28 protein-coding genes are annotated in these 24,160 nt (G+C 68.3%); 4 read left to right on the top strand and 24 right to left on the bottom strand.

All coding sequences use genetic code 11. From position 1 onward, the window contains the following. Positions 1–823: 823 nt before the first annotated feature. Positions 824–3,301, top strand: coding sequence for an ATP-binding protein (locus NAM01S_RS31090; protein WP_067792185.1), 2,478 nt, complete (start codon positions 824–826; stop codon positions 3,299–3,301). Between the two features lie 68 nt (positions 3,302–3,369). On the opposite strand, the gene NAM01S_RS31085 is transcribed toward NAM01S_RS31090, so the two are convergent. The 7 genes from NAM01S_RS31085 to NAM01S_RS31055 all read right to left on the bottom strand — a co-directional run bounded on the left by NAM01S_RS31085 (position 3,370) and on the right by NAM01S_RS31055 (position 8,251). Further along, the gene (locus NAM01S_RS31085) at positions 3,370–4,206 is read right to left on the bottom strand and encodes an ABC transporter permease (RefSeq protein ID WP_067792182.1); all 837 of its coding nucleotides are present in this window, start codon (positions 4,204–4,206) and stop codon (positions 3,370–3,372) included. After that, the gene (locus NAM01S_RS31080; RefSeq protein ID WP_067792179.1) at positions 4,203–5,183 is read right to left on the bottom strand and encodes an ATP-binding cassette domain-containing protein; all 981 of its coding nucleotides are present in this window, start codon (positions 5,181–5,183) and stop codon (positions 4,203–4,205) included. The genes NAM01S_RS31085 and NAM01S_RS31080 overlap by 4 nt, the downstream gene beginning before the upstream one ends. Before the next feature lie 268 nt (positions 5,184–5,451). Continuing rightward, complete coding sequence (locus tag NAM01S_RS31075) at positions 5,452–5,844, bottom strand: phage holin family protein (RefSeq protein WP_067792177.1); 393 nt, start codon at positions 5,842–5,844, stop codon at positions 5,452–5,454. Positions 5,845–5,903: 59 nt separating this feature from the next. Next, entirely contained in the window at positions 5,904–6,482 is a 579-nt protein-coding gene (locus tag NAM01S_RS31070) for a Clp protease N-terminal domain-containing protein (protein WP_067792174.1), read from the bottom strand. Continuing rightward, positions 6,482–6,700, bottom strand: a complete 219-nt coding sequence (locus NAM01S_RS31065) for a hypothetical protein (RefSeq protein WP_067792172.1) — start codon at positions 6,698–6,700, stop codon at positions 6,482–6,484. The genes NAM01S_RS31070 and NAM01S_RS31065 overlap by 1 nt, the downstream gene beginning before the upstream one ends. Before the next feature lie 121 nt (positions 6,701–6,821). After that, positions 6,822–7,907 (bottom strand): L-cysteine desulfhydrase Cds1, encoded by a 1,086-nt coding sequence (gene cds1 / locus NAM01S_RS31060; protein ID WP_067792170.1) that lies wholly within the window; start codon positions 7,905–7,907, stop codon positions 6,822–6,824. Then, on the bottom strand, positions 7,904–8,251 hold the full coding sequence (locus tag NAM01S_RS31055; RefSeq protein WP_067792167.1) for a DUF4229 domain-containing protein: 348 nt from the start codon (positions 8,249–8,251) through the stop codon (positions 7,904–7,906). Before NAM01S_RS31055 ends, cds1 begins: the two co-directional genes overlap by 4 nt. Positions 8,252–8,435: 184 nt before the next feature. Here NAM01S_RS31055 and NAM01S_RS31050 point away from each other — a divergent pair, with 184 nt between their 5' ends. Next, positions 8,436–8,648 (top strand): BldC family transcriptional regulator, encoded by a 213-nt coding sequence (locus tag NAM01S_RS31050; protein ID WP_067792165.1) that lies wholly within the window; start codon positions 8,436–8,438, stop codon positions 8,646–8,648. Between the two features lie 117 nt (positions 8,649–8,765). Next, the gene (locus NAM01S_RS31045; protein ID WP_067792162.1) at positions 8,766–8,966 is read left to right on the top strand and encodes a hypothetical protein; all 201 of its coding nucleotides are present in this window, start codon (positions 8,766–8,768) and stop codon (positions 8,964–8,966) included. 168 nt (positions 8,967–9,134) lie between these two features. Here NAM01S_RS31045 and NAM01S_RS31040 read toward each other — a convergent pair whose 3' ends face one another. The 13 genes from NAM01S_RS31040 to hemL form a co-directional block, all read right to left on the bottom strand. After that, positions 9,135–9,848, bottom strand: a complete 714-nt coding sequence (locus tag NAM01S_RS31040) for a hypothetical protein (RefSeq protein ID WP_067792159.1) — start codon at positions 9,846–9,848, stop codon at positions 9,135–9,137. A gap of 49 nt (positions 9,849–9,897) precedes the next feature. Further along, positions 9,898–10,506 (bottom strand): phosphoribosylglycinamide formyltransferase, encoded by a 609-nt coding sequence (gene purN, locus NAM01S_RS31035; RefSeq protein ID WP_067792156.1) that lies wholly within the window; start codon positions 10,504–10,506, stop codon positions 9,898–9,900. A gap of 265 nt (positions 10,507–10,771) precedes the next feature. Continuing rightward, positions 10,772–12,181, bottom strand: coding sequence for a hypothetical protein (locus tag NAM01S_RS31030; protein ID WP_157107990.1), 1,410 nt, complete (start codon positions 12,179–12,181; stop codon positions 10,772–10,774). A gap of 72 nt (positions 12,182–12,253) precedes the next feature. Further along, positions 12,254–12,844, bottom strand: coding sequence for a Uma2 family endonuclease (locus NAM01S_RS31025; RefSeq protein ID WP_067792150.1), 591 nt, complete (start codon positions 12,842–12,844; stop codon positions 12,254–12,256). Between the two features lie 166 nt (positions 12,845–13,010). Then, entirely contained in the window at positions 13,011–13,679 is a 669-nt protein-coding gene (locus tag NAM01S_RS31020) for a DUF8020 domain-containing protein (RefSeq protein ID WP_157107989.1), read from the bottom strand. Positions 13,680–14,167: 488 nt separating this feature from the next. Then, complete coding sequence (locus tag NAM01S_RS31015; protein WP_067792144.1) at positions 14,168–14,575, bottom strand: type II toxin-antitoxin system VapC family toxin; 408 nt, start codon at positions 14,573–14,575, stop codon at positions 14,168–14,170. Beyond that, complete coding sequence (locus NAM01S_RS31010) at positions 14,572–14,781, bottom strand: hypothetical protein (protein WP_067792141.1); 210 nt, start codon at positions 14,779–14,781, stop codon at positions 14,572–14,574. Before NAM01S_RS31010 ends, NAM01S_RS31015 begins: the two co-directional genes overlap by 4 nt. 85 nt (positions 14,782–14,866) lie before the next feature. Beyond that, positions 14,867–15,832, bottom strand: a complete 966-nt coding sequence (gene ccsB, locus NAM01S_RS31005) for a c-type cytochrome biogenesis protein CcsB (protein ID WP_067792139.1) — start codon at positions 15,830–15,832, stop codon at positions 14,867–14,869. Between the two features lie 2 nt (positions 15,833–15,834). Beyond that, positions 15,835–17,505, bottom strand: coding sequence for a cytochrome c biogenesis protein ResB (resB, locus tag NAM01S_RS31000; RefSeq protein WP_067792136.1), 1,671 nt, complete (start codon positions 17,503–17,505; stop codon positions 15,835–15,837). Further along, complete coding sequence (locus tag NAM01S_RS30995) at positions 17,502–18,323, bottom strand: cytochrome c biogenesis CcdA family protein (protein ID WP_067792218.1); 822 nt, start codon at positions 18,321–18,323, stop codon at positions 17,502–17,504. Before NAM01S_RS30995 ends, resB begins: the two co-directional genes overlap by 4 nt. A gap of 19 nt (positions 18,324–18,342) precedes the next feature. Continuing rightward, positions 18,343–18,999 carry a TlpA disulfide reductase family protein gene (locus NAM01S_RS30990; RefSeq protein WP_084483450.1) on the bottom strand — a complete coding sequence of 219 codons (657 nt, stop codon included), beginning with the start codon at positions 18,997–18,999 and terminating at the stop codon, positions 18,343–18,345. Beyond that, the gene (locus NAM01S_RS30985; protein WP_084483456.1) at positions 18,996–19,745 is read right to left on the bottom strand and encodes a histidine phosphatase family protein; all 750 of its coding nucleotides are present in this window, start codon (positions 19,743–19,745) and stop codon (positions 18,996–18,998) included. The genes NAM01S_RS30990 and NAM01S_RS30985 overlap by 4 nt, the downstream gene beginning before the upstream one ends. A 548-nt stretch (positions 19,746–20,293) precedes the next feature. Then, the gene (gene hemL / locus NAM01S_RS30980; protein ID WP_067792209.1) at positions 20,294–21,631 is read right to left on the bottom strand and encodes a glutamate-1-semialdehyde 2,1-aminomutase; all 1,338 of its coding nucleotides are present in this window, start codon (positions 21,629–21,631) and stop codon (positions 20,294–20,296) included. Positions 21,632–21,798: 167 nt separating this feature from the next. Between hemL and NAM01S_RS30975 the strand changes: the two genes are divergently transcribed. Continuing rightward, positions 21,799–22,185 carry a hypothetical protein gene (locus tag NAM01S_RS30975; protein WP_067792133.1) on the top strand — a complete coding sequence of 129 codons (387 nt, stop codon included), beginning with the start codon at positions 21,799–21,801 and terminating at the stop codon, positions 22,183–22,185. Positions 22,186–22,265: 80 nt separating this feature from the next. On the opposite strand, the gene NAM01S_RS30970 is transcribed toward NAM01S_RS30975, so the two are convergent. From NAM01S_RS30970 to mce1N, 4 genes are all read right to left on the bottom strand, one after another. Further along, positions 22,266–22,484 carry a hypothetical protein gene (locus NAM01S_RS30970; protein ID WP_143861423.1) on the bottom strand — a complete coding sequence of 73 codons (219 nt, stop codon included), beginning with the start codon at positions 22,482–22,484 and terminating at the stop codon, positions 22,266–22,268. 94 nt (positions 22,485–22,578) lie between these two features. Then, positions 22,579–22,818 (bottom strand): hypothetical protein, encoded by a 240-nt coding sequence (locus NAM01S_RS30965; RefSeq protein WP_067792128.1) that lies wholly within the window; start codon positions 22,816–22,818, stop codon positions 22,579–22,581. A gap of 71 nt (positions 22,819–22,889) precedes the next feature. Next, a complete protein-coding gene (locus NAM01S_RS30960) occupies positions 22,890–23,138 on the bottom strand; it encodes a hypothetical protein (RefSeq protein ID WP_143861424.1) in 249 nt (82 codons plus the stop codon). Next, entirely contained in the window at positions 23,135–23,857 is a 723-nt protein-coding gene (mce1N, locus tag NAM01S_RS37110) for a transport-regulating membrane protein Mce1N (protein ID WP_307188709.1), read from the bottom strand. The genes NAM01S_RS30960 and mce1N overlap by 4 nt, the downstream gene beginning before the upstream one ends. Between the last annotated feature and the right edge of the window lie 303 nt (positions 23,858–24,160).

Here is a 24,160-nt window from a genome sequence, read left to right as displayed (position 1 = left end):
CGGGTTCGCCGGTCCGGCTGGGAACGGACCAGCCGGTGCCGGCGCCAGCGCAGACGGTGCCACCGCAAGTGGGTTCGCCAGTTCGCCCGCGAACGAGCCAGCCGGTGCTGCCGCGAGCGCAGGCGGTGCCGCCGCGACAGGACCGCGCGGTGCCGCCGCAGGTGGGTTGGCCAGTCCGGCTGGGAACGCGCCAGCCAGTGGCGCCGCGAGTGGGCCGGGCAATGCCGCCACGACAGGACCGCACGATGCCGCCGCAAGTGGGTTGGCCAGTCCGGCCGGGAACGTACCAGCCAGTGCCGCCGCGAGCGGGCCGAGCAATGCCGCCACGACAGAACCGCGCGATGCCGCCGCAGGTGGGTCGGCCGGCCCAGCCGCGAACGTGCAAGCCGGTGCTGCCGCGAGCACAGGCGGTGCCGCCGCGACAGGACCGGGCGATGCCGCCGCAGCTGGGTTGGCCGGTCCGGCCGGGAACGTGCCAGCCAGTGGCGCCGCGAGCGCGGGCAATGCCGCCGCGACAGGACCGGGCGATGCCGCCGCAGGTGGGTTGGCCGGTCCGGCTGGGAACGTGCCAGCCGGTGGCGCCGCGAGCGGGCCGGGCAATGCGGCCACGACAGGACCGCACGATGCCGCCGCAAGTGGGTTGGCCGGTCCGGCTGGGAACGGACCGGCTGGTGCCGCCGCGAGTTGGCCGGGCGGCGCTGTCGCAAATGTGCGGGATCACCGCGCGTCGACCGGGACGGGAGCCTTCGCGTCGGTCGACTCGACTGCTCCGCTGCACGAGTCTGGTGGGGCAGGGCTCCCGACGCCACGCGACGCCATCGGCTTGCGCGCCGCGCCGAACGCACTGCTGGGCAGGGACGGCGACCTCGACGAACTGGTCGAGCTGCTGCGCGCCGCCCGGGTGGTCACCGTGCTCGGGCCTGGCGGCACCGGGAAGACTCGGGTCGCCAACGAAGTCGGTGCGAGGGTGGCGCGGCGCGAATCCGTGGTGCTCGTCGAACTCGCCTCGGTGCGCTCGACTTCCGTCGCGGACGCGCGCGCCGACATCGAGTCCGCGATCAGCACGACGCTCGGCATCGGCGAGGTGGTGCGCGAGCCGGGTCTGTTGCGCCAAGGGCGAATCGACACCGGGCGGCGGCTGCGGGACGCGCTCTCGGCCCGGCCGATGCTGCTGATCCTGGACAACTGCGAACATCTCATCGATGCGGTCGCCGAGGTCGTCGCCGACCTGATCGGCAGCTGCGAGCAGCTGACGGTGCTGACCACCAGCCGCGCCCCGCTGGCCATCAGCGCGGAGAGCGTCTATCCCTTGGCGCCCTTGTCCATCGACGCCGCGGGCTCGCCCGCCACCGACCTGTTCAACGCGCGAGCACGCGCGGTACGTCCGACGGTTCGCTTGGATCCGGACGCCGTCGCGCGGCTGTGCGCGATGCTCGACGGCCTGCCGCTGGCCATCGAATTGGCCGCGGCCCGCGTCAGAACCATGAGCGTGGAGGAGATCGAGTCCCGGCTCGAGCACCGGTTCGCGCTGTTGCGCGGCGGCGACCGCTCCTCGCCGGAACGTCATCGCACGCTGCACGCGGTGATCGCGTGGAGCTGGAACCTGCTGGATCCGCCGCAGCAGGCGACGCTGCGCCGAATGTGCCGATTCCCAGCCGGTTTCACGCTGCCCGCCGCGGAGTCGGTGGCGGGCGGCGCGGACGTCGACGACGTGACGGCCGCGGTGGACGGCCTTGTCGGCCAGTCGCTGCTCACCGTGCTCGAGGACGAGGGCGGCACGCGCTACCGGATGCTGGAAACCGTCCGCGAATTCGGTGAGGAACAGCTGACCGCCGCTGACGAGGGCGAGCTGGTGATGCGGCGCATGTCGCGCTGGGCGTCCGAATACACGGTCGCGGCCGCCCGGCGCTACCGCACCGACGATCAGGTGAGCACGGTGCTGTCCGTCGGCGCCGAACTGGACAACCTCGTCGCCGTGCTGCGCCACGCGCTGGATCGGGGCGATTCGGCGACGGTCTATCGCGTGTTCCCGGTCGCCGCGATGCTGTGGATGATGCGCGGTGCGCACCTGGAGTTGACGTCGTGGGCGCCGCGCGTGCTGCGCCTCACGCCCGAACCAGGCCCCGCGCGCGGCGTCGTCGCGGATCTGCGAATGCTGGCGAGCGTGGTGATCGGCCTGCACATGATCTACCTGAACTCCGACCTGCGTCCGATGGCGGCGGTGCGTTCGCGGGCCCGCACACTGCTGCGCACCGCGGTGGATATGAACCCCGGGCTGCGTCTCCTGGGCGACCTGCTCATCGCGGACGCCTCCGGAAAGGGCGTGGCGCGCAAGCTCGCCGAGGGCGCGCGCTCGCCCGATCCGGACGTGCGTGCCGCCGCCCTCATCGCGCGGGCGAATCTCAGGGAGAACCAGGGCGACGTGCACGGCTCGGCGCGCGACTCGCTCGGCGCGCTCCGGCTCGTCGAGCCCGCCGATCTGTGGGGAACGGCGATGGTCTGCCAGCACCTCGGCCAGCTCGGCGGTCAGACGGCGCGCTACGCCGAGTCGGTGGACTATTACCGCCGCGCCGTCGAAGCGCTGCGCATCCTGCGGGCTCACGAGGAGATCGTGGAGATTCGCAGCTACCTCGCGGTCGCGCTGATCGGCATCGGCCGGGTGGATCAGGCGCGCGCGGAATTGTCCTTCGCGCTCGACTCTTCCGACGATCCGGCTCATGTCCCGCCGATCGACGATCCCAACATCCGGCGCAACCACCGACTGGCCACGGTGGCGGCAGGCGTCGCGGAACTCGCGCTCGCCGAAGGGGATATCGATGCGGGCATGCGGTACTACCGGCGGTCGCTGAACCTGCTCGGCTGGCCAGAGGACGAGCTGACGCCGGGGCCCGGCGGGCTGATGTTGGCCGGTGCCATGGTCGGCGCGCACGTCCTCTACGGACGTGTCGATGCCGCGACGGAACTGGCCGCCGAATTGGCCGCGGGCGCGGCGGGCCGCCTTGCCCAGTACTACGACTTGCCGCAGATCGGCGCGGTGGCCTGCGGTGTCGGCTCGTATCTGCTGGCGGTCGATCCGGGCTCCGACCTCGGCATAGAACTGCTCGCGCTCGCCGCGAAGGTCGTTGCCCGACAGGACTATCCGTCGATGATGGTGGAACGACACCTGGAGTTGCACCGGCCGCGGGTGGGCGCGGAGCGAATGAGCGCCGCCCTGCGCTCGGCCGCCGCGCTTCGCCGCAGGACCGGAGCCGCACGAATCATCGCGCTGCTGCGTGAGTTCAGTGGAGCGCAGGGCGACTAGAGCCCAGTCCGTCTACCGCGGGAACGCCGAAGGCCGGAACCTCTTCGGGTTCCGGCCGCGGCGCTCGATCAGGCCCTGCGCATGTACGCCACCACCGTCAGCGGCGCGAAGATCGCGATCACCGCCGCCGAGCCGAGCAGCGACCACGCCAAGTTGCTGCCGTACACGTTGCCGTTCATCAACTCTCGGCACGTGTTGACCATGTAGTACACCGGGTTCGCGTGGTCGATGGCCTGCATCCAGCCCGGCATCGTGCTCACCGGGGCGAACGCGCCGGACATGAAGGTCAGCGGGAACATCACCATCATCGAAATGCCCTGCACCGAGGCCGCGCTCTTGCCGGTGACGCCGACCAGCGCCCAGATCCAGCTGATCGCAAAGGAACACAGCACGATGACCACCGCGGCGGCCAGCACGCCGAGCACACCGCCGCCAGGACGGTAGCCGAGGCACAGACCGACGATCACGGTGAGCAGGGTGGCGATGCCGTAGCGCACCATGTCGGCGATCAGCGCACCGGCGAGCGCCGAGATGCGCGCGATCGGAAGGGATTTGAAGCGATCGAAGACGCCTTTGTCCATGTCCTCGCGCAGCTGGGTGCCGGTGACCACGGAGGTGAGCACCACGGTCTGCACCAGGATGCCCGGGATGAGGATGGGCAGGTAGTCGTGCACATTGCCCGCGATGGCGCCGCCGAAGATGTAGGTGAACAGCGCCGTGAACAGGATCGGCTGGATCGTCACGTCGAACAGCTGCTCGGGCTTGTGCTTGATCTTGAGGATGCCGCGGTAGGCCATCGTCAGCGAGGTGGATACCGTCTGGCGGACGCCGATGCGGTTGTGCGCCTCGGGGATTCGGGTCGGCTTCGCGGTGCGGCCGGTCGATGGTGCGGTCAGTGTCGTCATGCCGCGCTCCGTTCGTCGTCGTCGGCCGGGTGGCCGGTGATGGTCAGGAAGACCTCGTCCAGGCTCGGCTTGCTCACGGTGATCTCGTCGATCGCGACGTCCCATTCGCGCAGCCGGATCAGCAGGTCGGTGGTGACGCTCGCGTCCGGAAGCGGCGCGGTGAGTCGGCCTGCCTCCGGGGTGATCTGGGCGTCGACGCCGAGGAAATCGCCGACGATGCGGCGGGCTTCGGCGAGCTGGTCCCGATCGATCAGGGTCAGGTGCAGCGAGGAGCCGCCGACCGAGGCCTTGAGTTCGTCGGCGGTACCGTCGGCGATCACCTTGCCGTGGTCGATCACGGCGATCCGGTCGGCCAGCTGATCGGCCTCGTCCAGGTACTGGGTGGTGAGCAGCACCGTCGCGCCCTCGCGGACCAGACGGCGGATGGTGTCCCACATCTGCGCGCGGGTGCGCGGATCGAGACCGGTGGTCGGTTCGTCGAGGAACAGCAGCGGCGGGGTGGCGATCAGGCTGGCCGCGAGGTCGAGGCGGCGGCGCATACCGCCGGAGAAGTTCTTCAGCGGCTTGTTCGCCGCCTCGACGAGGTCGAACTCCTCGAGCAGTTCGCTTGCCTTACGCCGCGATTCGGCCCGGCTCATGCCGAGCAGGCGGGAGAAGACGATCAGGTTCTCGGTGGCGGTCAGATCCTCGTCGACCGAGGCGTACTGGCCGGTGAGCCCGAGCAGCGACCGGACCGCGGTCGGTTCGGCGACCACGTCGTGGCCGAAGATCCTGGCCCGCCCGCCGTCGGGGCGCAGCAGCGTCGAGAGCATCCGGATGGTGGTGGTCTTGCCCGCGCCGTTCGGCCCGAGCACCCCGTACACCGAGCCCTGCGGCACCGCGAGACTCACCCCGTCCACGGCCCGCTGCTCCCCGAACACCTTGACCAGCGCGTCCGCCTCGACTGCGAGCGCCACATGTGGTGCGAAAGAATTCATACCCCGAACTCTCTCGGGCCCCACTTGCACGGCCCTTGCACCGCGATTGCACGCCCTCTTGCGTCAGGCCCACACAGCTTTCATACGCCTCACATAGGCACCGGCTTTGTGTCGCGTGCAATGCTTTTGTGGGACCCGGACGCGCACTGCGGTTTACCCGGCGGCCAGCCGTCGGTTCCGCGCCCATCTGCACCGGGCGGGCGGAATGACACTGGTGTTCTGAGCCATTTGGCCGAGCCGGTCGATGCCAGCGGCCGAAGCTCTCGGGTCAGTCGTTGTCGGGGACGAGGACTCCGAGCACCCAGTTCACCAGCGAGATGATGATGCCGCCGAGGACCGCGGCCCAGAAACCGTCCACCACCAGGCCGAAGTCGGTGGTTTCGGCGAGTTCGGTGATCTCCGCGGTGAGCCAGAGCATCAAGGCGTTGATCAGGAGCAGGAACAGGCCGAGGGTCAGCATGATCAGTGGCAGCGACAGCAGCTTCACGAGCGGCTTCACCAGCGCGTTGACCACGGTGAAGATGGCCGCGATGATGAGCGCGACGACAACCTTTCCCGCGGTGCCGTTCTCCTCTGGGCTGAGGATGTCGATACCACTCACCCAGGCGGCGGCCAACCAGATGGCGACCGCGTTGATGATCAAGCGAAGCACTAGCTGCATGCGCACATGCTAAGTGCGCGCACCGGCCGCCGCTGGGGAGAAACATTTTTCGTGACGCGTTAGGCGGCGCGGTCGAGCAACGCGTGCACCTTCGGTCGCAGGTCCTGGATCGGGCCGGAACCGCCGAACAGCCCGACGGTGGTCTGATTCGGCGCGCGCAGGATGCCGAGAAGCACGTGTCCCGACTCGATGCTCTTGTCTTTGCGCGCGAGGGCTTCTCGCAGCGAGAGCTCGAGCACCTTCTTCGCGTCCTTGGTGAACGGGATGTGGTTGCCGCTCCACCGGGAACGTCCGAAGAACCCGCGCCGCTCCTCCGGCACCGGCCGGTCCAGCGCGTCCGCGCCGAAGCCCGCCTCCAGTGATTCGCGGACCGCGTCCAGGTCGATGCCGATTGAGCGCAGCGCCTCCGCGTCCTCGGGACCGAGCGGCTCGCCGCGCCCCTTGGCGCTCAACGCGCTGCGCGCACTTTCATGGGTGAGACCGGCTTCGGCGAGTAGCGCCTTCAGCTCGGGTTCGCCCTGCGCGAGCAGACCGAGCAGCACGTGCTCGACCTCGATGGTCGGCGACCGCAGCTCGCGAGCGTCTTCCTGCGCGATCACCACGGCCGTCCGCGCCGCCCTGCTGAACCGTTCGAACATCAGCCCCTGCCTTTCCGGTTGTACTTCTGGTGGACCGCCTGTTTGCTGACCTCGAGCGCGTCGGCGATCGCCTGCCAGGACCAGCCCTGCGCGCGGGCGTTGGTCACCTGGATCGCCTCCAGCCGTTCGAGCAGCCGACGCAGTGCGAGCACGGCGCGCAGCCCGACTTTGGGGTCGGGACTGCCCGCGGCGGCCGCCAGGGTGGTTGCCTCAGTCATGTCGTCAATTTTGATTGACGCAACGGACCCGTGTCAACAAAAATTGACGACAACAGACATGCGGCACCGGCTTTTCGCTATGGGAGGAACGCGGCGGGATGCGCGACGGCCGGGGGGCTGCCTAACCGTTCCAGATACCGGTGGCGTGGAATTCGTCGAGGACGGCCGTCGGCTCGGCAAGGCTCATGCCCTGCGCGGTGACCCACTCGTCATCGAAATACGTTCCCGCGTAACGATCTCCGCCGTCGCAAAGCAGGGTGACCACGCTGCCGCTGCGTCCAGCGGCGAGCATTTTCGAGATCAGGTGGAACACGCCCCACAGATTGGTGCCGGTCGACCCGCCGACGCGGCGGCCGAGCAGCCGGCTGGCGTGCCGCATGGCGGCGATGGAGGCGACGTCGGGGACCTCGATCATCCGGTCCACCACCTGCCCGACGAACGAGGGCTCCACCCGAGGGCGGCCGATTCCTTCGATCCGCGAGGGCATGCCCGTCTGATAGCCGGCGTCGCCGGTCTCGTAGCCGCCGTAGAAAGCGGAGTTCTCCGGATCGACGACGGCCAGCTTGGTCGCGTGCCTGCGGTAGCGGATGTAGCGACCGATGGTGGCGCTGGTGCCGCCGGTGCCCGCTCCGGCCACGATCCACTCCGGCACGGGGTGCGTCTCCAGCGTCATCTGCTCGAAGATGGACTCGGCGATGTTGTTGTTGCCGCGCCAGTCGGTGGCCCGCTCGGCGTGGGTGAACTGGTCCATGTAGTGGCCGCCGCATTCGGCGGCCAGGCGCGCCGCCTCGGTGTACATGTCCGGCGGACGCTGCACGAAATGGCAACGGCCACCCTGCGCTTCGATCAGCGCGACCTTCTGCGGCGACGTGCTCGCCGGCATCACCGCCACGAACTCCAGACCGAGCAGCTTGGCGAAATAGGCCTCGCTCACCGCGGTCGAGCCGGAGGACGCCTCCACCACCGTGGTGCCCTCGGTAACCCAGCCGTTGCAGATCGCGTAGAGGAACAGCGAACGGGCCAGGCGATGCTTGAGGCTGCCGGTGATGTGGGTGGACTCGTCCTTGAGGTAGAGCTGGATGTTCCACTCGACCGGCAGCGGATAGCGCAGCAGATGCGTGTCGGCGGAGCGCTGGGCGTCGGCGTCGATCAGCCGCACCGCGTTGTCGACCCAGTCGCGCGGGGCGCTGCGATCGCAGTACTTCACTTGCCCGCCTCGGGCCCGTCCTCACCCCGTAGGCGCGCGCGCAATTGCGCCTTGTCCCTGCGGCGCTTCTCGTCGACCACCGCGATGTCCTCGTTGACCTTGGCGCGCAGCTTCTTGAACAGCGTCAGCGACAGCGGCATCGCGATGATCAGCGCGAACAGCGCGGCAACGATGATCGGGATCTCCACCGAGATCAGGCGCGCGGCCAGCCAGATCAGCGCGGTGATCGCCGCGACGAGCGCGAGCCTGGCCAGGGTGTACAGCGCCAGGTTCACGGCCAGCCTGCGGCCGGGACGCGCGGTGGGCTGGGACGATGCACCGTCCGGACGAGTGGAGTCGCTCACGAGAACCAGGGTATGCGAAGCTGTTGCTCGCCCTCGGCCCACTCCCGTTCCCGAGGTCGGACGCCGATCCTTTTTGTCCATTACTTCGCCTTTACCAACTGTAGGTGGTTCGCGTACCTAGGGGTCGGGGTGCAACGATGGCGCTCATCTGATGAGGGAACTGTCGAGAACGGAGAGGTTTGCTATGACTGCGATCACCGTCGGCGGCCAGGACACTCTGCTGACACCCGGCCAAGTGGCTGCCCTGTTCCACGTCGACCCGAAGACCGTCACTCGTTGGGCCCACGCCGGGCGCCTCGGCTCGCTGCGCACGCCGGGCGGGCATCGCCGATTCCGGGAATCCGAGGTGCTCCAGTTGCTGAAGTCGCTGACCACGGAAGCAACCCCCACCCGCTGAACGACCGGCCGAGGCGCGGGCTTCGATGCCCGCGCCCGGTCATGTCGAGCTATTTCGTCTCCGCGGTGTGCTCCGACGTCGCGCACGGCTACCCTCGATAGCAGGAGGTGAGCGAACGTGACGTACCTGTTGGCACTCATCGCCATTGTGGCTGTCGCGGTGTTGTGCTGGAAGGCGTTCGGCCCCGTGCGGGAGGGTGGATGGACTCCACGTTCACCCCAGCGCAAGCGGATTCTCGGACCCGACGACGACCCCGAGTTCCTGTGGCGGATCTCGCGGCAGGAGCATCCCGACGGGGACGGGACCACCGAGCGCTGAACGGGCCGGTGCTACGGGGGCGGTAGCGTCGCGTCCGGCTGACCTGTTCATCCCCCGAGACACGCGCCGGTCGGTGGATCGCGGCCGTCGAGCCCGCCATCCTTCCGAACGTGCGGCTCCTCGGCGCGTACCGACAGTGCGCGGCTTCAGTGTCCGACCGGCGCGGTGTCAGCGCTGATCGACCGGTGCCGCCCGGCAGATGTCGCGACGCTGCTCGGGATTCGCCAAGTAGTGCCGCAGCAGGTGGTACGCGATCAGCGGGTTCATCAGCAGGCCTTTGTCCTGCACCTTCACCAGGGCGCGATCGTCGCGTTTGCGCGCCAGTCGCCGGAGAGTGGGGTTGACGGACTCCCAAACCTCAGCGGTCGGATCCGCTTCGATCGCGATGAGGTTGAAGTAGGTGCCCGCGCCTTGTTTCAGGATGCGCGCCTCGATTCGCGAGACGTCCCGCCACGGGATCGCGAAGACCTCGCCCGCGTTGTCGCGAAAGAGGATCCGAGTCGGCGTGACGAGAAGTCCGGGTACGACACCACGACGTCCGCGCAGAATCAGGTACGCGAACAGCAACGCCACCACGCCGAGCGGGCCGACGACCACCAAAGCCCCCAGGCCGAACCAGGTGCGCTCGACGACCGCGGCGACCGCGTTCCCTCCGGCGACCGCGAGCAGAACCATGCCGACAATCGCCGCCAGCACGCCGAACACCTTGTGCGGCTTGCTCATCGCCAGAAATAGCCCGGATTCTCGCAGGCCGTCGTGCTCGGTCTCCTCGACCCACACGCCCGCCCAGCCGCGGCGTTCGTAGTCTCGCGCCCGCTTCTCGTCCCATCGCCACCGATCGGGCCAAGACTGCTCCGCCCCCGAGGCGTTCTCCCCACTCACCCGGCCGATCCTGCCACAGTGGAGGCGGGGTCGATGTCCGACTGGACTCTCAGAGTTCGACCGGTGCGGCGTCGCGGGTCGCGATGATTTGGACGACCGTCGGAAGCAGCAGGTGTTCGGCGGCCAGGACTCGCTCGGCCAGCGACTCGGGGGTGTCGTCGGCCAGTACCGGCACCTCGCTCTGCGCGATGATCGCGCCCGCGTCGTATTCCTCGGTCACGAAGTGCACTGTCGCGCCGGACACCTGATCGCCAGCGGCGAGCACCGCCTCGTGAACAGCGTTGCCGTACATGCCTTTCCCGCCGTGTCGCGGCAGCAGCGCCGGGTGGACGTTGATGATGCGCGAGTCGAACTCCCGGCGCGTTCGCGGCCCGAGCTTCTTCATGTATCCGGCCGTCACGACCAGACCCGTACCGTGCGCGACGAGCGCCGCCCGCATCGCCTCATCCAGCTCGTCGGGATCCGGATGCGTCCGCCCGGACAGATGCACCGCGGGGATCCCCACCTCCCGCGCATACTCCATTGCCCCCGCGGCACTGTTGTTCCCGATCACCAGGCTCACCCCGAACCGCGCCTCCCCCTCCAGCGAAGCCTTGTGCAGCGCACGCAAATTCGATCCCCTACCCGACGCCAACACCGCAACCCGAAGCCTCGACATATCGGCAGTCTCGCACAGCTAACGCCGTCGCCCGGAGACGGCCAGCATCGCCCGACGCTGCACCCGCTAGACAGTACGGACCGAGCCGCGGGCCTCCTTCTGCATATTTGCGCGTGGGCGGGCGACTGGCGCGGCGGCTGTTCGCCCCGGTTAGAGGCGCCCAGGGCCATGCTGTGGCAGCAGCTCAGCTAGGTATGCCGTCGCGCAAGCAATCAGTAGTTCAGTCAGGTATGGGCTCCGGAAAGCTCGATCTAGTGCCTGTGGTTCACATGTCAGGTCCTGCGGCGGGCATAGCGAACACCACACTGCGATCTCCCTGCAACGACTCCGCGAGTACCCGACACAATTCGTCGGTGGTAGCGCCGCTGGACCCGATCAAGGACGTGCGCACAAGTGAAATGAAGGCATTGTTGTCCAGCGCTCGTTCCCGTATCCCGCCAGCATCGAGGACAGCGCCGCCTTTCGGACCACTCATCGCTTCGATCAGCATCTTCACATAGTCCGTCGGCACGTACGAGCCAGTCATGAGTCTGGTTCCACTGTCCAGTCCAGCATCGTGTCGACAAAACTTGAAGTACGTCAGAGGCGGACCAAGGCGATACGCAAGGTGTCCTAGCGCCGAATTGTCTTGCTGCCGTTGGTGATTCTCAACGCGCATCATCCGTTCGAGTTGAGCCCGGAACCTTGCATCCGGCCGGTAGCGCCAGTTCGACATCTCGACCCGGCTGCCTTCCGCCGACAACATCTTGTACTGCACCAGAACGTACGCGCGGCAGTGTTTGTTGTAGTAGACCAAATCAGCACCTAGCGCTGCCTCGATCCCAAGGCGGTTGGCGTTGATCACCGTGAGCTGACGCCCGTTTGCGTTAGTGAACACCATCGCCGCTGCATGGTCCGTTTGTTGGCCAACCCAATCGAAAATCTGCCGTGCGTCTGCCGCGATGATCGAGTCTTCAAGCTGATGAATTGCGGACGCGTCCACGTACCCGCCCGAATTTTCGCGCCGGGCGGCCAGCACCCGCCCAAGAAAAGGGGCGGGATCGCTATCGTCGTCAGGGACGCTGCGCAACTCCTCGAGGTTGTCGACTACTCCCGATACTTTCATCGCGGTGATCGTCGCATCGCGCTCTTGCGCAAGTACATCGGATACCTGACTAGAGTGCAACCTTGGGCTCGACGCCTGTATCACCCGTTTGACATCGGCACGATCCACCTCGTTGCATCTGCTGAGTAGCGCCTGCAAGAACCCCGCGCTGTCCCAGTCCCGCAACCGAACGACGCGTCGTTCAGAAGCAATGATCGGGCGCAGTGGATGCGCAGATCCCGATCCCGTCACAAGTTCTTTCAGCGCGAAGGGACTTCTGAGCGGGCCGATCGGATCGACGGAATGAATCCAGTCGACGGGTGTTTGCTTCCTTCCTGCCTTCAGCCGACCGACAGCAATCACGACCGCATCCGACGCGTCTACGCCGCGAAGAACCCACTGCCTGTACGGGGTTTCGTACAGGCTATCCCGTTGTGCGACAAAGACTGCGGTGACCGGAAGGAAATCGGTCAGGTCCGCGTTGTCATGAGCCAGCAGTTCGATTGTGAGCCGTCGACGACGGTTCTGGCCTAGTAGGCCCCACGCCCACTTGCGGGCCTCGGCGGCATCGAGCCGGATGATTGCGACCACCAATGCAGACTAGCCAGAACAACCTTGATCCAGCCGCAATCGCAAGTGACAGCAGTGCGCGGTCGCGGTCCGCTACCAGTCTTGGTCGACGTCCAGGAGTTCGGCGGGATCGAACGCGATGGGGAACGGCTTTTCGACATCGAGCCGATGTCCCGCGTAGACGGTGCCCACACACTCGTAAGCGGATTCACGGAGTCGGTAGAGCTCGACCCGGGGGCGCGGCTCGAGATCGATGATCCAGTAGTGCTCGATACCCGTGTGGGCATAGTCGATGACCTTGTCGACCCGGTCGACCTGCTCGCTACCGCTGCGGCGGGAAACGATCTCGGCGGCGAGCAGCACATCGCGCCCGTAGAAGGTTCGAGCGTTCTGCTCGTGAGCGGCGCGAGCGGCGTCACGGTCGAGCACGCCGACGTCGGGCTTGCGAATTCCGGCGGGCGTCGAGATATCCATCGGCGCCTGAACATAGACGTGTGCACCCGCGGCTCGAGCGGCCGAGCGGAGCAGGTCACGCAGAATATCGGCGGCCATGTCGTGCCGCGGGCTCGGCGACAACGGGATCAACCAACCGTCGGCGAGCTCGTATCCCTTGCCCTCGTCGGGCAGGGCATCGAGGTCATAGACCGTGTATGGACCGAAGGTGTGTTCGTGGGCGACACTCACGTTGTCCTTCCTTCCAGCACGGGCCTGACTTCTCTACAGATTAGACCTTCCGGCGAAAGCGCGGTCGAGCAGGCGAATGATCAAGAAGGATCGAGCAAGAAGAAGAGCCCTGCGGCGGATCGTGTCCGCCGCAAGGCCCTTCTTGGATTCGGTCAGCCGCTGGGTGTCAGGGCAGGACCTGCGGGATGACGTCGGGCATGGCCGTGCCGACGAGGGCGCCGATGACGGCGCCGATGACGGCGGTGGACACCCCCCAGACCGCGGCACACGCGATGTAACCGACAACGAAGGCCGCCACGGTCGGGATGCAGGTGATCAGGGCGAGGACAGCACCGGCGCCCGCGCCCGCGGCCGCACCGTTCATGACCGGATCCGGGTACTGCGCGTGCGGGTTGGTCGCGATGTCCTTCAGCTCGGCGCCCGTCGCGGCCGAGACTTCGGGAGTCTTCACCGACAGTGCGCGACCGTCGTCGGACACCTCGGCGTCCAAGGCGATCTTGGCGCCGGACGGCATGGCCAGCTCGAGCGGCAGCTCGGAAACCGCCGCGCCCGCCTTGTCCACGACCTTGATCGAGGTGTCCCCCAGCTGGAACGTTCCGGCGTCCAGCGTCGCCGAGACGGTGCTCAGGTCCGGCGCGACCGTGGTGCGGAACCCGAGCTCGCCGGCCGACTCCGACGTCGAGATCGCCGAGGCCAACCGTGCCTGCTGATCGGCGTGGCTATCGGCCGACGCGGCCCCGGCCCCCGCGAACGTAGTCGCCACGACCAGCGGCAGCGCCCCGATGAGCGCCTTCCGACCGACCCGCATGGCAGCGCGATGCAACATTGAAATCATTTCTCCCTCCCGACCCCCGACCACCCCCCACGTGGACGAATCGAACGTCGTGTCGTGCGATGTGAACGCCCTATTGGTAGCCGCTGCAAGATCGGCAAAGCAACTCTTGTGAGATAGTGAACAATCGGGAACCGATTGGGGGACAAGGTTTTTGGATTCGACGTCGTTGCCCGGCAATTTCCTAGCACATTCCGTCACTGCCGCTGCCGCGAAATGCGAAGACCGCCGCGGGGCCCTGAATTTCCCCTGGTCCAGGAGGATTACCCAACGGACGAGCAGGCCACGAACGCCCCCTGCGTTCGCCGCCACCCACACATCTCGACGCCGTCCAGCAAGCCCGGACGAACCGGACTCACCACCACCGAGATCACGCCGATTCCAGCATTTCGATCGGTCCGAGAGCATGGCGATAGCGCCCATCTTCTGGAAGGCGCTATGCGACGCCGGTCAGTTCAGGCCGGCGGATGAATGACCTACGTGCCGCGAAGTCACGGCACGAGCAGCAGCTGACCGGCCTTCGACTGGACGATGGAGAAGTGCTTGCGGTCCAGCGTGGCGACGGCGGTGACCGGGAATCGTTCGGCCACAGCCACAACGGAGGCGTCCACCGTGCCGAGCGGCAGATCGGCGTACTTGCCCAGGAGTTCACAAATCCGCTCGAGGTCCGCGGACGTCATCTCAACGACCGTGAACAGCCCGTTGGCCACATCCCGAACGAACTTGAGCTCGGTCGCGGTGCCGCGACGGCTCTCCAACAGGATGCACACCTCGGTGAATACGGGTGCGGGCACGAGCAGCGGGCCGGGAGCGTTCTCGAGCAGATCCCGGCAAACCACATGCAGATTGTCACGGCTGTTCATCAGGGCCACGATCGGCCCCGTGTCGACAACGATCACTCAGCCGTGCCCCGGTCGAGTTCTTCCCGAACGATCTCTTTCGCCCGTTCCGCCAGGTCAGGCTCTCCGCTGAGCGTTCCTGTGCAACTGAACTGACGACGAGTCGTCGGCCGCACGAGCTGACGAAGGAACGCCGTCGCGGCCTGCACCTGATCATCGGGCACGGCTTCAGCCAGCCGGACGAGTTCCTCATGAGTGGCGCGCATAGTGATCAGTGTAGTTCCGACAGGCCCCACAGCAGGCCGCCGCGTCGGCCGAGCTCGTGATCGCCCATGCGCTGGTCACGCCCTATCAGTTCAGCCCGGCGTACGAGTGCAGACCCGAGATGACGATGTTGATGATGAAGAGGTTGAAGAGCATCGCGACGAAGCCGGCGATGTTGATCCAGGCCGCTTTGGTGTCGCGCCAACCGGAGGTGGCGCGGGCGTGCAGGTAGGCGGCGTAGAGGACCCACGCGATGAAGGAGCAGGTTTCCTTGGGGTCCCAGCCCCAGAAGCGGCCCCAGGCGGCTTCGGCCCAGACGGCGCCGAGGATGACGCCTGCGCCGAAGAGCGGGAAGCCGATGATGGTGGTCTTGTAGGCGAGGCGGTCGAGGGCGCGGGCGTCGGGCAGACGGCGGGCGATCTTGCCGAGCAGGTTGTCGGACTCCTGGCCCTCGGGCTGGCGGATCCGGTACAGGAAGAGCAGGCTGGCGACGCCGGAGAGCAGGAAGATGCCGCTGCCGACGCTCACCACGGTGACGTGAATGGGCAGCCAGAACGACTTCAGCGCGGGCACCACCGGAGCGGCGTCGGCGTAGAGGACCTGCCCGGCAAGGAACATCAGGACGAGCACCGGCGCGAGCAGGAACACCCACATGGCGCGGAACTTCTGCTCGTACAGGAACCCGAGCCCGACGATCAGCGCCGCGGCGCACGCCATGGTGATGAACTCGTACATGTTGCCGAGCGGGAAGCGGTGGGTCGCGAAGCCGCGCAACACGATCGAGGCCAGGTGCGAGAAGATGCCGACGAGCAGCACGGCGAAGGCCATGTTGCCGAACTGTTCGGCGCGCGAGCGGCGCGGCGGAGGCGCCAGTTTGCCCGGTACGCCCGGTCCGGCGCCGCCGCCGACGGTGACGAGTTCGCGCGCCTCGGCCTTGCGCGTCTGCACCGACGCGTACTGCGCGATCAGCAGGCCGAGCGCGAGCACGTAGATGACGAACGCCGATTTGAAGGCGAGGTTGCTGTACCCGGCGAGGGTCTCGTCGATCGGCATGTTCACTCTCCCGTGCGTGCGCGGTCGGTCTTCACGTCGTCGCCCGCAGCCTCCAGCAGGCGCGCGCGGAGCCGGTCGAATTCGCCGCCCCAGCCTGCCTGATCGGTTCTGGCGAGCCCGCCCATCTCTACTACAGTGCGTCGTTTCTCAACGGTACCGGCAGCGTCCTCGGCCGGGTAGACCCGCACCCAGATCCGCCGCCGCTTCACCAGCAGCGACACCAGCAAGCCCGCCATCATGGCAAGCGCGCTCACCAGCACCCACTGCTGCGCCGGGTCGTGCGAGACCTGCAGGTTCACGAATTCGTGGGCGCCGTCGAAGGTCACCTTGGTGCCGTTGGGCAGCGTCGTCGATTCGCCGGGGCGCAGGTTGACCCGCGCCTCCTTGGTCAGCCGTCCCTGCTTCACCATCTCCTGGTCCAGCGAGAACAGGTCCTGCGAGCGTCCGGTGTCCAAGCCGGTGTCGCCACGGTAGATGTCCACCGCGACGGCCGGGTCGTCCATGCTCGGGAACACCGAGGTCAGCAGGCTGCCGTGGAACATGGCGGTCGGCGCGAACAGGCCCTCGATGGCGATCTGGTTCTTGCGGCGCTCCTCGTCGGTGGCGTACATGCCGCCGGGCGGGTCGATGCGCAGCACGCCGCTGGACAGGAAGGTCTGCGCGTCGTCGGGCCGCCACTGGATGGTCTCGGTCCTGGTCTGGCCGTTCGGGAAGGTGACCGTGAAGGTCGGCGCGTAGCCGTGGCCTTGCAGGTAGAGACGGTCGCCTTCGACGCGAAGCGGGTGGTTGACCCGGAGGGTGGCCTCGCGCCAGGTGTCGGTCGTCAGATCCGATCCGGCCTGGTAGCTGATGTTCGAGGTGAACATCTCGGCCTGACCGGTGCGCAGGTAGTCGGCCTCGAAGTCCTTGACGCGCACGCAGATCGGCGTCATGCCGGTGCCGTCGTTGACGTTGCCGGCGCGGAAGGAGTCGAACACCGCGGGCGAGGTGGTGCAGAAACCCGGACCGTTGTTGGCGATCACGATGACGGAGCCCTCGTAACCGAAGAGCTTGCCGACGGCGATGGCCACCAGCAGGCAGACCAGCGCCAGGTGGAACACCAGGTTGCCGAATTCGCGGGTGTAGCCCTTCTCACCGGAGAGGGTGAGCTCGCCCTCGCGGTTACCCGGCCGCACCTCGGTGCGCCAGCCGCGCAGCTGACCGCGCGCGTGCTCGATCAGCGCCTCGGGGCTGCTCGTCGATTCCCCCGAATAGTGGTGCGGCAACCGGGCCAGGTTGCGCGGCGCGCGGACCGGCGGGGTGCGCAGCGCCTTGTAGTGATCGAAGGTGCGCGGCAGGATGCAGCCGACCAGCGAGACGAACAGCAGCACGTAGACGGCCGTGAACCAGAAGCTGGAGAACACGTCGAACAGCTCGAACCGGTCCATCCACGGCCCGAGCGTCGGACGGTCGGCGATGTACTCTCTGACCTTCTGCTCGTTCAGGTTCCGCTGCGGCAGCAGCGCGCCGGGGATCGCGGCCAAGGCGAGCAGGAACAGCAGAACCAGCGCGGTGCGCATGCTGGTCAGGCCGCGCCAGGTGTTGCGCACCAGCGCCCATGCGCGTCCCGGCAGCGACTGGCGGGGCGGGCGGGGCGATGCGGATTCGGTCACGGGATGGTCGGCCACGGTCATATCGGCAGGGTCACCTCGGAGACGAACGCGTCGCGCACCCAGGCCACGAACTGATCCCACGCCCCGGTGACCAGCGCGACGCCGACGGCCACGAGCAGGATGCCCCCGACGATCTGGATGTTTCGCGAATTGCGGCGCAGCCAGCCGACGCCGCGCAGCGCGCCTGCCGAGCCGAAGGCAAGGATCACGAACGGCAGACCGAGCCCGAGGCAGTACGCGACGATGAGCGCGACGCCGCGTACCGCGGTGGTGCCCTCGGTGCCCGCGGCCACCGCCATCACGCCGGAAAGGGTCGGTCCGAGACACGGCGTCCAGCCGAGCGCGAAGACGCCGCCGAGCAGCGGCGCGCCGACGATGCTGGTCAGGCGGCGCGGTTCCATCCTGGTATCGCGCTGCAGCGCGGGCACAAGACCGACGAACACCAGACCCATCAGAATCGTGACCACGCCGCCGACTCGTTGCAGCAGTTCGCGATTCACGTTGAGGGTCTGGATGACGCCGAACACGGTGGCCGTCGCGAGCACGAAGACCACGGTGAACCCGGCGACGAACAGTCCGGCCGCTCCGGCGACGCGCAACTTCGCGCCGCGCTGCGCGAGCGCGACCGCCGACCGGCTCTTCGCGGACTCCGCGGTCGCGGGCGGAGCCTCCGCACCGACCAGACCGGCCAGATAAGACAGGTAGCCGGGCACCAGCGGAACAACGCACGGCGACGCGAACGACACCAGCCCGGCGAGCAGGCACGCGCCGAGCGCCAGCAGCAGCGGCCCGGTCGCCGCTGTCTGCTGGAACGAATCTCCCACGCTCGCGAGCACCATCACCGCACGCACCGCCGCGTCACTGCTGAGCCTCCCCTGCGAGCGTTTCGACGATCGGCCGCAAGTCGTCCGCGATCAGCGACCGCAGGTAGACGGCCGCGACGCGGTGCTGCCGGTCCAGCACGAGGGTGGTCGGGATGACGCTGGTCGGGAAGTTGCCGCCGAGCGCGAGCAGGGTTCGCATGGACGGGTCGTAGATGGACGGGTAGCCGACCTTGTTGTCGGTGACGAAGTCCTGCGCCTTGTCCCGCTGCGGGTCGCGGACATTGATGCCGAGGAAGGCGACGCCCTTGTCCTTGGTGGCCTCGTAGACCTGCTCCAGCGCGGGCGCCTCGGCCCGGCACGGCCCGCACCACTGGCCCCACAGGTTGATCACGACCACCTGGCCGGGGAAGTCGGCGACCGAGATGGTCTTGCCCTCGGTCATCAGATCCGGCCCCGACAACTCGCCGATGGTGCCGCGGGCGGCGGGCGGGTTGTAGTAGATGTCGGTCTTGCCGCCGGGCGAGACGAACTCGAAGGTGCCGCCGGTGGCCACCGCGTCAGATCCGGTCGAGCAGCCGGCGAGCGCGGCGACAAGGGCCACGCACGCGAGGAGCACCGGCACGACCCGCCCGGCCGCCTTCCGTGCGGAGGCGGGCCGGGTTGTCGCGAGTGACGCGGTGGAGCGAATCATGCGCCGTGCACCGTGGGATCCGAACCGCCCGCGGGCTCGGAGTAGACGATGTCGACCAGCGTGTCGCCCTGGTAGACCAGCGAGGTCAGCGAGGCGAGCGAGCACTGCCTTGTGCGCGGGTCGTGCCAGAGCCGCTGGCCCTGTAGGAACCGGCGCAGCGTCCAGACCGGCAGCTGGTGCGAGACGAGCACCGCCTCGCGCCCGGCCGCCTCGACCCGAGCCTTGTTCACCGCAGCCAGCATCCGGTGGGCGATCTGCAGGTACGGCTCGCCCCAGGACGGGGTGAACGGATCGCGCAGCTTCCACCAGTGCCGCGGCTTGCGCAGCGCGCCGTCGCCGACGGACACGCGCAGGCCCTCGAAGGTGTTGCCCGCCTCGATGAGGTTCTCGTCGGTGCGCACGAGCACGCCGTGCTGCTCGGCGATCGGCGCCGCGGTCTCCTGCGCGCGCTGCAACGGGGAGGCGATGACCACGGCGATGTCGTGATCGGACAGCGCCCGCGCGACCGCGCCCGCCTGCGCCCGACCGGCGACGGACAGGCTGAAACCGGGCAGGCGGCCGTAGAGGATGCCCTTCGGGTTGTGCACCTCGCCGTGCCGCAGGACGTGCACGATGGTCTCGACGTCGGGGCTCGCCTCGAGCTCGGGTTCCGCGGAGCGGGGCTTGGTGGTGACGCGCGCGGTCGTTTCGGCGTCCTTGGCCGCGACGGCGGGCGGCTCGTCGGCGACCGCTTGGGTCGCGGTCATCTCGGCGGCGATCTCGGTCGCGGGCGGCTCGGATGCGGAATCCGCGCCGACGGCGGCATTCTCGGCTGCGGCCGAATCGTTTTCGATCGCAGGCACGGCGGCCGCATCGACGACGGTGTTCTGAACTTCGCCAGCGGTGTTCGCGTCGGCGGCGGAGCTCTCGGCGGCGGCGTCGGCGGCAGCACTCTCGGCCTCGGCGGCGTTGTTCACGTCGGCGGCAGCACTCTCGGCCTCGGCGGCGGCGTCGGCGGCAGCGAGCTCGTCGGTCTCGGTCACAGTCTCGGCGGCGTCGAGCTCGGCGGTCTCGACTTGGGTCGAAGCGGGCGCATCCGCGACGACCTCGTCGACCGGCGAGACGGGTTCGGCAGCGGCGGCCGCCGATGCCGAGGCGCGGGCGGCGGCTTCCTCGGCGATGTCGGCCTCGGTGAGCGCGCCGACGGCCTCGGCCTCGCTGAACGGCGAGTCGACGTTCGGCGGAACGTCGGTGGTGTCGTCTGGGTTGTTCGGTAGTTCGCGGCGGGCGGCGCCGGGCTGGTCGTGGTCGGAACTCACGCGCGGGATCCTTCGGGGGTGGCGGCCGCGGCCGCGTTCGCGGCGGCGGGCAGAGCTGCGGCGATTCGGTCGAATGCGTCCTCGTCGAGCGCCGCGGAGACGAACCACGCCTCGAACGCGCTCGGCGGCGCGTACACGCCGCCGTCGAGCAGCGCGTGGAAGAAGGCCGGGAAACGCCAGGTCTGGCTGGCCTTGGCGGTGGCGTAGTCGGTGACCGGACGGTCGGAGAAGAACACGCTCACCATATTGCCCGCGAACTGGACCTGATGCTCGACCCCTGCCGCACCGAGCGCCTCGGCGAGCAGTCCGCCGAGCCGTTCGGCGTTGCGATCCAGCGCGGCGTAGACCGCGTCGTCGGCGGCGCGCAGCGTGGCGAGGCCCGCGGCGACGGCGACGGGGTTACCCGAGAGCGTGCCCGCCTGGTAGACGGGGCCGAGCGGGGCGAGCTGGTTCATCACTTCGGCGCGTCCGCCGAACGCGGCGGCGGGTAGACCGCCGCTCATCACCTTGCCGAAGGTGTAGAGATCACCGGCGACGCCGTCGCGGCCGAACCAGCCGGAGCGACTGACCCGGAACCCGGTCATCACCTCGTCCATGATCAGCAGCGCGCCGTGCTCGGCGGTCAGCGCGCGCAATCCTTCGTTGAAACCGGGCTGCGGCGCGACCGCGCCCATGTTGCCCGCGGCGGCCTCGGTGATCACGCAGGCGATCTGGCCGGGATGCGCCGCGAAGGCAGCGGCCACGGCCGCGAGGTCGTTGTACGGAAGCACGATGGTGTCGCTCGCCTGCGCGCCCGTGACGCCTGGCGAGGTGGGCAGCCCGAGCGTCGCGACACCGGAGCCCGCGTCGGCGAGCAGCGCGTCGACGTGCCCGTGGTAGCAGCCGCTGAACTTGATGATCTTGGTGCGGCCCGTATAGCCGCGCGCCAGACGCACCGCGCTCATGGTGGCCTCGGTGCCGGAGTTCACCAACCGCACCCGCTCGACCGGCGCGACGCGCTCGACGATCAACTCGGCGAGCTCGATCTCCGCTGCCGTCGGCGCGCCGAAGGACAAGCCGCCGACCGCGGCACGCTGCACGGCCTCGACGACCGCGGGATGGGCGTGCCCGAGAATCATCGGGCCCCAGGAGCACACCAGGTCGACGTAGTCGTTGCCGTCGGCGTCGGTGAGCGTGTATCCGTTCGCGGACGCGATGAACCGCGGCGTGCCGCCGACCGACTTGAACGCCCGCACCGGCGAGTTGACCCCGCCGGGGATCACCGCACTCGCCCGATCGAAGAGCTGAGCGGAAACCGGCACCGATGCCCTGGTCACGCGCGGAGAAGAACTCACGGCCTCCAGTGTCGCAGCCCCGGCGAACCCGGTCGACGACAGGGTGTAGGAGAGTGACGCGCGCCGCAATCCCACACAACACGCCGGGCGGGCGTTTGCGGCGATATCGAGCGACTCGTCCGTAATCTCGATTGGTCGTCGCAGCAGCTACCCTCGGGAGGCTCTTCATGCGGTTCACGCTCGTCAGCACGGCAGCATTGGCCGTATTCACCACCGCGACAGCGGTATTCGGCGCGGGAACCGCCGCAGCGGCCGTACCGGTCGCCGATCAGGGGCGCGTCGGCGTCCGGCTCAGCCACGAGGAGACGGTCGCGCTAGCGGGCGGTCCGGTGCCCGCGGTGGTCACGATGTTCGTGCCGCTGGACCGGATCGGGGCGGGACTGCACAAGGACACCGAAATCCAGCGCGACCAGAACGGCGGGGTGCACGCCTCGCTGCGCCAGGTGATCGCCGAGACCGCACGCCATCCCGATGGCACGGTGACCATGTACGTGAACGCCCCCGGCACCCGCAACGGCCGAATTCTCGACGTCTATCAGAACTGGACGAACTGAACGAAAATACTCGCCCGCGGAACCGGAGTCCGCGGGCGAGCGTAAATCATTCGGCTACAGCGGTTTCGGGACCCAGCGCACTACGTGTTGATGCACGGAGCCGCGGCGGACATCGACTGCAACGCGCACATGAGTCCGTTCAGCGCGCCCGCCGACCCGGTCTCCGGCACCAGACCGGCGACGGGAGCCGTCGGCTCCAAGGGCAACCCTGCGTCGGTGGCCATGGCGGGCGCGGCCGCCAAACCGATCGCCGCGAACGCGACGAGGGCCGCACCGAACCTTGCACCGAGAACCTTCACGAGCAACACCTTCCATTCGACCAGCGCACCGGCGAATGCCGGTGTGCCACAAGGCGTATCGGCTCTCGAAGCGGGTTCGTTTCAGATACTCGGCTCAGGTGATGCCCACGCAGAACAACGCGAGTCCCGTGGCGACGAGGCAGCCCAGCGGCGGGGGCAGCAGCTTCATCAGCCCCGGTGGTGTGGTCGCGGTGAACGCGGGCGTCACCGGCACCGGCGGCGGTGGGGTGTATTCGACGGGCGCCGCGGCTGCCGGTACCGCACCGGCCGCACCGATCAGGCCACCGGCCACAACCCCCATGGCGATCTTCTTCGCGTGGATTGTCGGCTTCATGAGGTGGTTGTTCCCGCCACGGCCCTGGTGAAACAGCGGCGCGGCGTGGTGACCGGGTTCGGTCGACTACCTCACTTCTTCGCGGCGGACCGCAGCGCGCGGGTCACCGCGTCGATACCGAGCAGGCCCGCCACGGCGACCAGAAATGCCGCGAGCACCAGCCACGGCGCGTTGTAGCGGGTCGCCTCGAAGCCGGGCACCTCGCCGAGCGGCGCGAACGCCGTGGTGACGATCCCCCGGTTCCAGCTCAGCACCGCGAGCACCAGCGCGGCGACGGCCGCACCGACCTCGCCGAGCGCCACAGTCATCTCATGTCTCACCGGTCCGCTCCGCTCTCGCCGTGCCGTTCCTCGGTGCCCTCGGGTTTCCGCGCTTCGCCACGTTCGGAGGACAGCGCCGCGGCACCCTCGGACCCCGGCATCTCAGCACGCTCGGATCGCAGCGCCGCGGCATCCTCGGACGACAGCACCTCGGCGCTCTTGGATTCCTGCGCCCCGGCTCTCTTGGATTCCTGCGCCTCGGGGCTCTTCGATTCCTGCGCCTCGGCGGTCTTGGATCGCAGGGCTTCGCCGCCCTCTGAGGACAGCGCGGCGGTGAGCGCGGTGCGCAAGCCGCGGTGATCGCGCGCCCACGCCTGCACGAGTCCGCCGTCGCGCAGCCGCAGGCCGATTCCCTTGCGCCTGCGCGGCACGCCGCTCAGCTCGCCGAGCGCTCGCGCGGACTCCCAGTCCTCGTCGTTCCACGAGTGCTCGTCGCGCTCCGGCAGCACGCCCGCGATGCCGGTCAGCGGCAGGGTCTCGGCGCCTTGGCGCAGGGTCGATCCGGTCAACTCGACGCTGACATGGCGGCGGCCCGCGACCACTTGCAGCGCAACGAAAGCCGCGATCAGCGCCCCGCAGAAGATCAGCGCGAACCAGTGCACCGGACTGGAGGTGACCATCTCCAGCACGAGGACGAGGAGACAGAGCAGGGGGCCGTAGAGCACCGCGCGCCACCGCGCACCCGGCTCCGCGAAGAAGACCGCGTCGCCGTCGCTCACGCCGCACTACCCATCGGATCGCGGGGGGCTCCGGCTCGCATCACCGGTGAATTCAGCCGACCAGCCCCGGCAGCAGCAGGACCGCGACGGTGACCACGCCGAACAGGATCAGCAGGCTGAGGACGAGCAAATCTCGCCGAATGCTCTGCGGCTGTTGGATCACCACTCGCATCTATGCCTCCGATCTCCCGGAGTCCACTGGATGACGCCCTCACGCAACGCAAGACAACGCATGACCAATAACTACCGGTTCCCATGTCTACTGTGACAACCCTCACCATACATGTCTGTACTACGGCGACA

Source organism: Nocardia amikacinitolerans NBRC 108937, assembly GCF_001612615.1.
GTDB classification, from domain to species: domain Bacteria; phylum Actinomycetota; class Actinomycetes; order Mycobacteriales; family Mycobacteriaceae; genus Nocardia; species Nocardia amikacinitolerans.
The sequence above is the reverse complement of the archived record's forward strand: the minus strand, read 5'-3'. Positions and strand labels throughout refer to the sequence as shown.

Bases quoted from the DNA above. Each gene is read 5' to 3' on its own strand.
- NAM01S_RS31085 (WP_067792182.1), bottom strand. From the start codon at position 4,206: ATGACGACACTGACCGCACCATCGACCGGCCGCACCGCGAAGCCGACC.
- NAM01S_RS31080 (WP_067792179.1), bottom strand. From the start codon at position 5,183: ATGAATTCTTTCGCACCACATGTGGCGCTCGCAGTCGAGGCGGACGCG.
- NAM01S_RS31075 (WP_067792177.1), bottom strand. From the start codon at position 5,844: ATGCAGCTAGTGCTTCGCTTGATCATCAACGCGGTCGCCATCTGGTTG.
- NAM01S_RS31070 (WP_067792174.1), bottom strand. From the start codon at position 6,482: ATGTTCGAACGGTTCAGCAGGGCGGCGCGGACGGCCGTGGTGATCGCG.
- NAM01S_RS31065 (WP_067792172.1), bottom strand. From the start codon at position 6,700: ATGACTGAGGCAACCACCCTGGCGGCCGCCGCGGGCAGTCCCGACCCC.
- NAM01S_RS31050 (WP_067792165.1), top strand. From the start codon at position 8,436: ATGACTGCGATCACCGTCGGCGGCCAGGACACTCTGCTGACACCCGGC.
- purN (WP_067792156.1), bottom strand. From the start codon at position 10,506: ATGTCGAGGCTTCGGGTTGCGGTGTTGGCGTCGGGTAGGGGATCGAAT.
- NAM01S_RS31020 (WP_157107989.1), bottom strand. From the start codon at position 13,679: ATGATTTCAATGTTGCATCGCGCTGCCATGCGGGTCGGTCGGAAGGCG.
- NAM01S_RS31010 (WP_067792141.1), bottom strand. From the start codon at position 14,781: ATGCGCGCCACTCATGAGGAACTCGTCCGGCTGGCTGAAGCCGTGCCC.
- ccsB (WP_067792139.1), bottom strand. From the start codon at position 15,832: ATGCCGATCGACGAGACCCTCGCCGGGTACAGCAACCTCGCCTTCAAA.
- resB (WP_067792136.1), bottom strand. From the start codon at position 17,505: ATGACCGTGGCCGACCATCCCGTGACCGAATCCGCATCGCCCCGCCCG.
- NAM01S_RS30995 (WP_067792218.1), bottom strand. From the start codon at position 18,323: ATGGTGCTCGCGAGCGTGGGAGATTCGTTCCAGCAGACAGCGGCGACC.
- NAM01S_RS30990 (WP_084483450.1), bottom strand. From the start codon at position 18,999: ATGATTCGCTCCACCGCGTCACTCGCGACAACCCGGCCCGCCTCCGCA.
- NAM01S_RS30985 (WP_084483456.1), bottom strand. From the start codon at position 19,745: ATGACCGCGACCCAAGCGGTCGCCGACGAGCCGCCCGCCGTCGCGGCC.
- NAM01S_RS30975 (WP_067792133.1), top strand. From the start codon at position 21,799: ATGCGGTTCACGCTCGTCAGCACGGCAGCATTGGCCGTATTCACCACC.
- NAM01S_RS30965 (WP_067792128.1), bottom strand. From the start codon at position 22,818: ATGAAGCCGACAATCCACGCGAAGAAGATCGCCATGGGGGTTGTGGCC.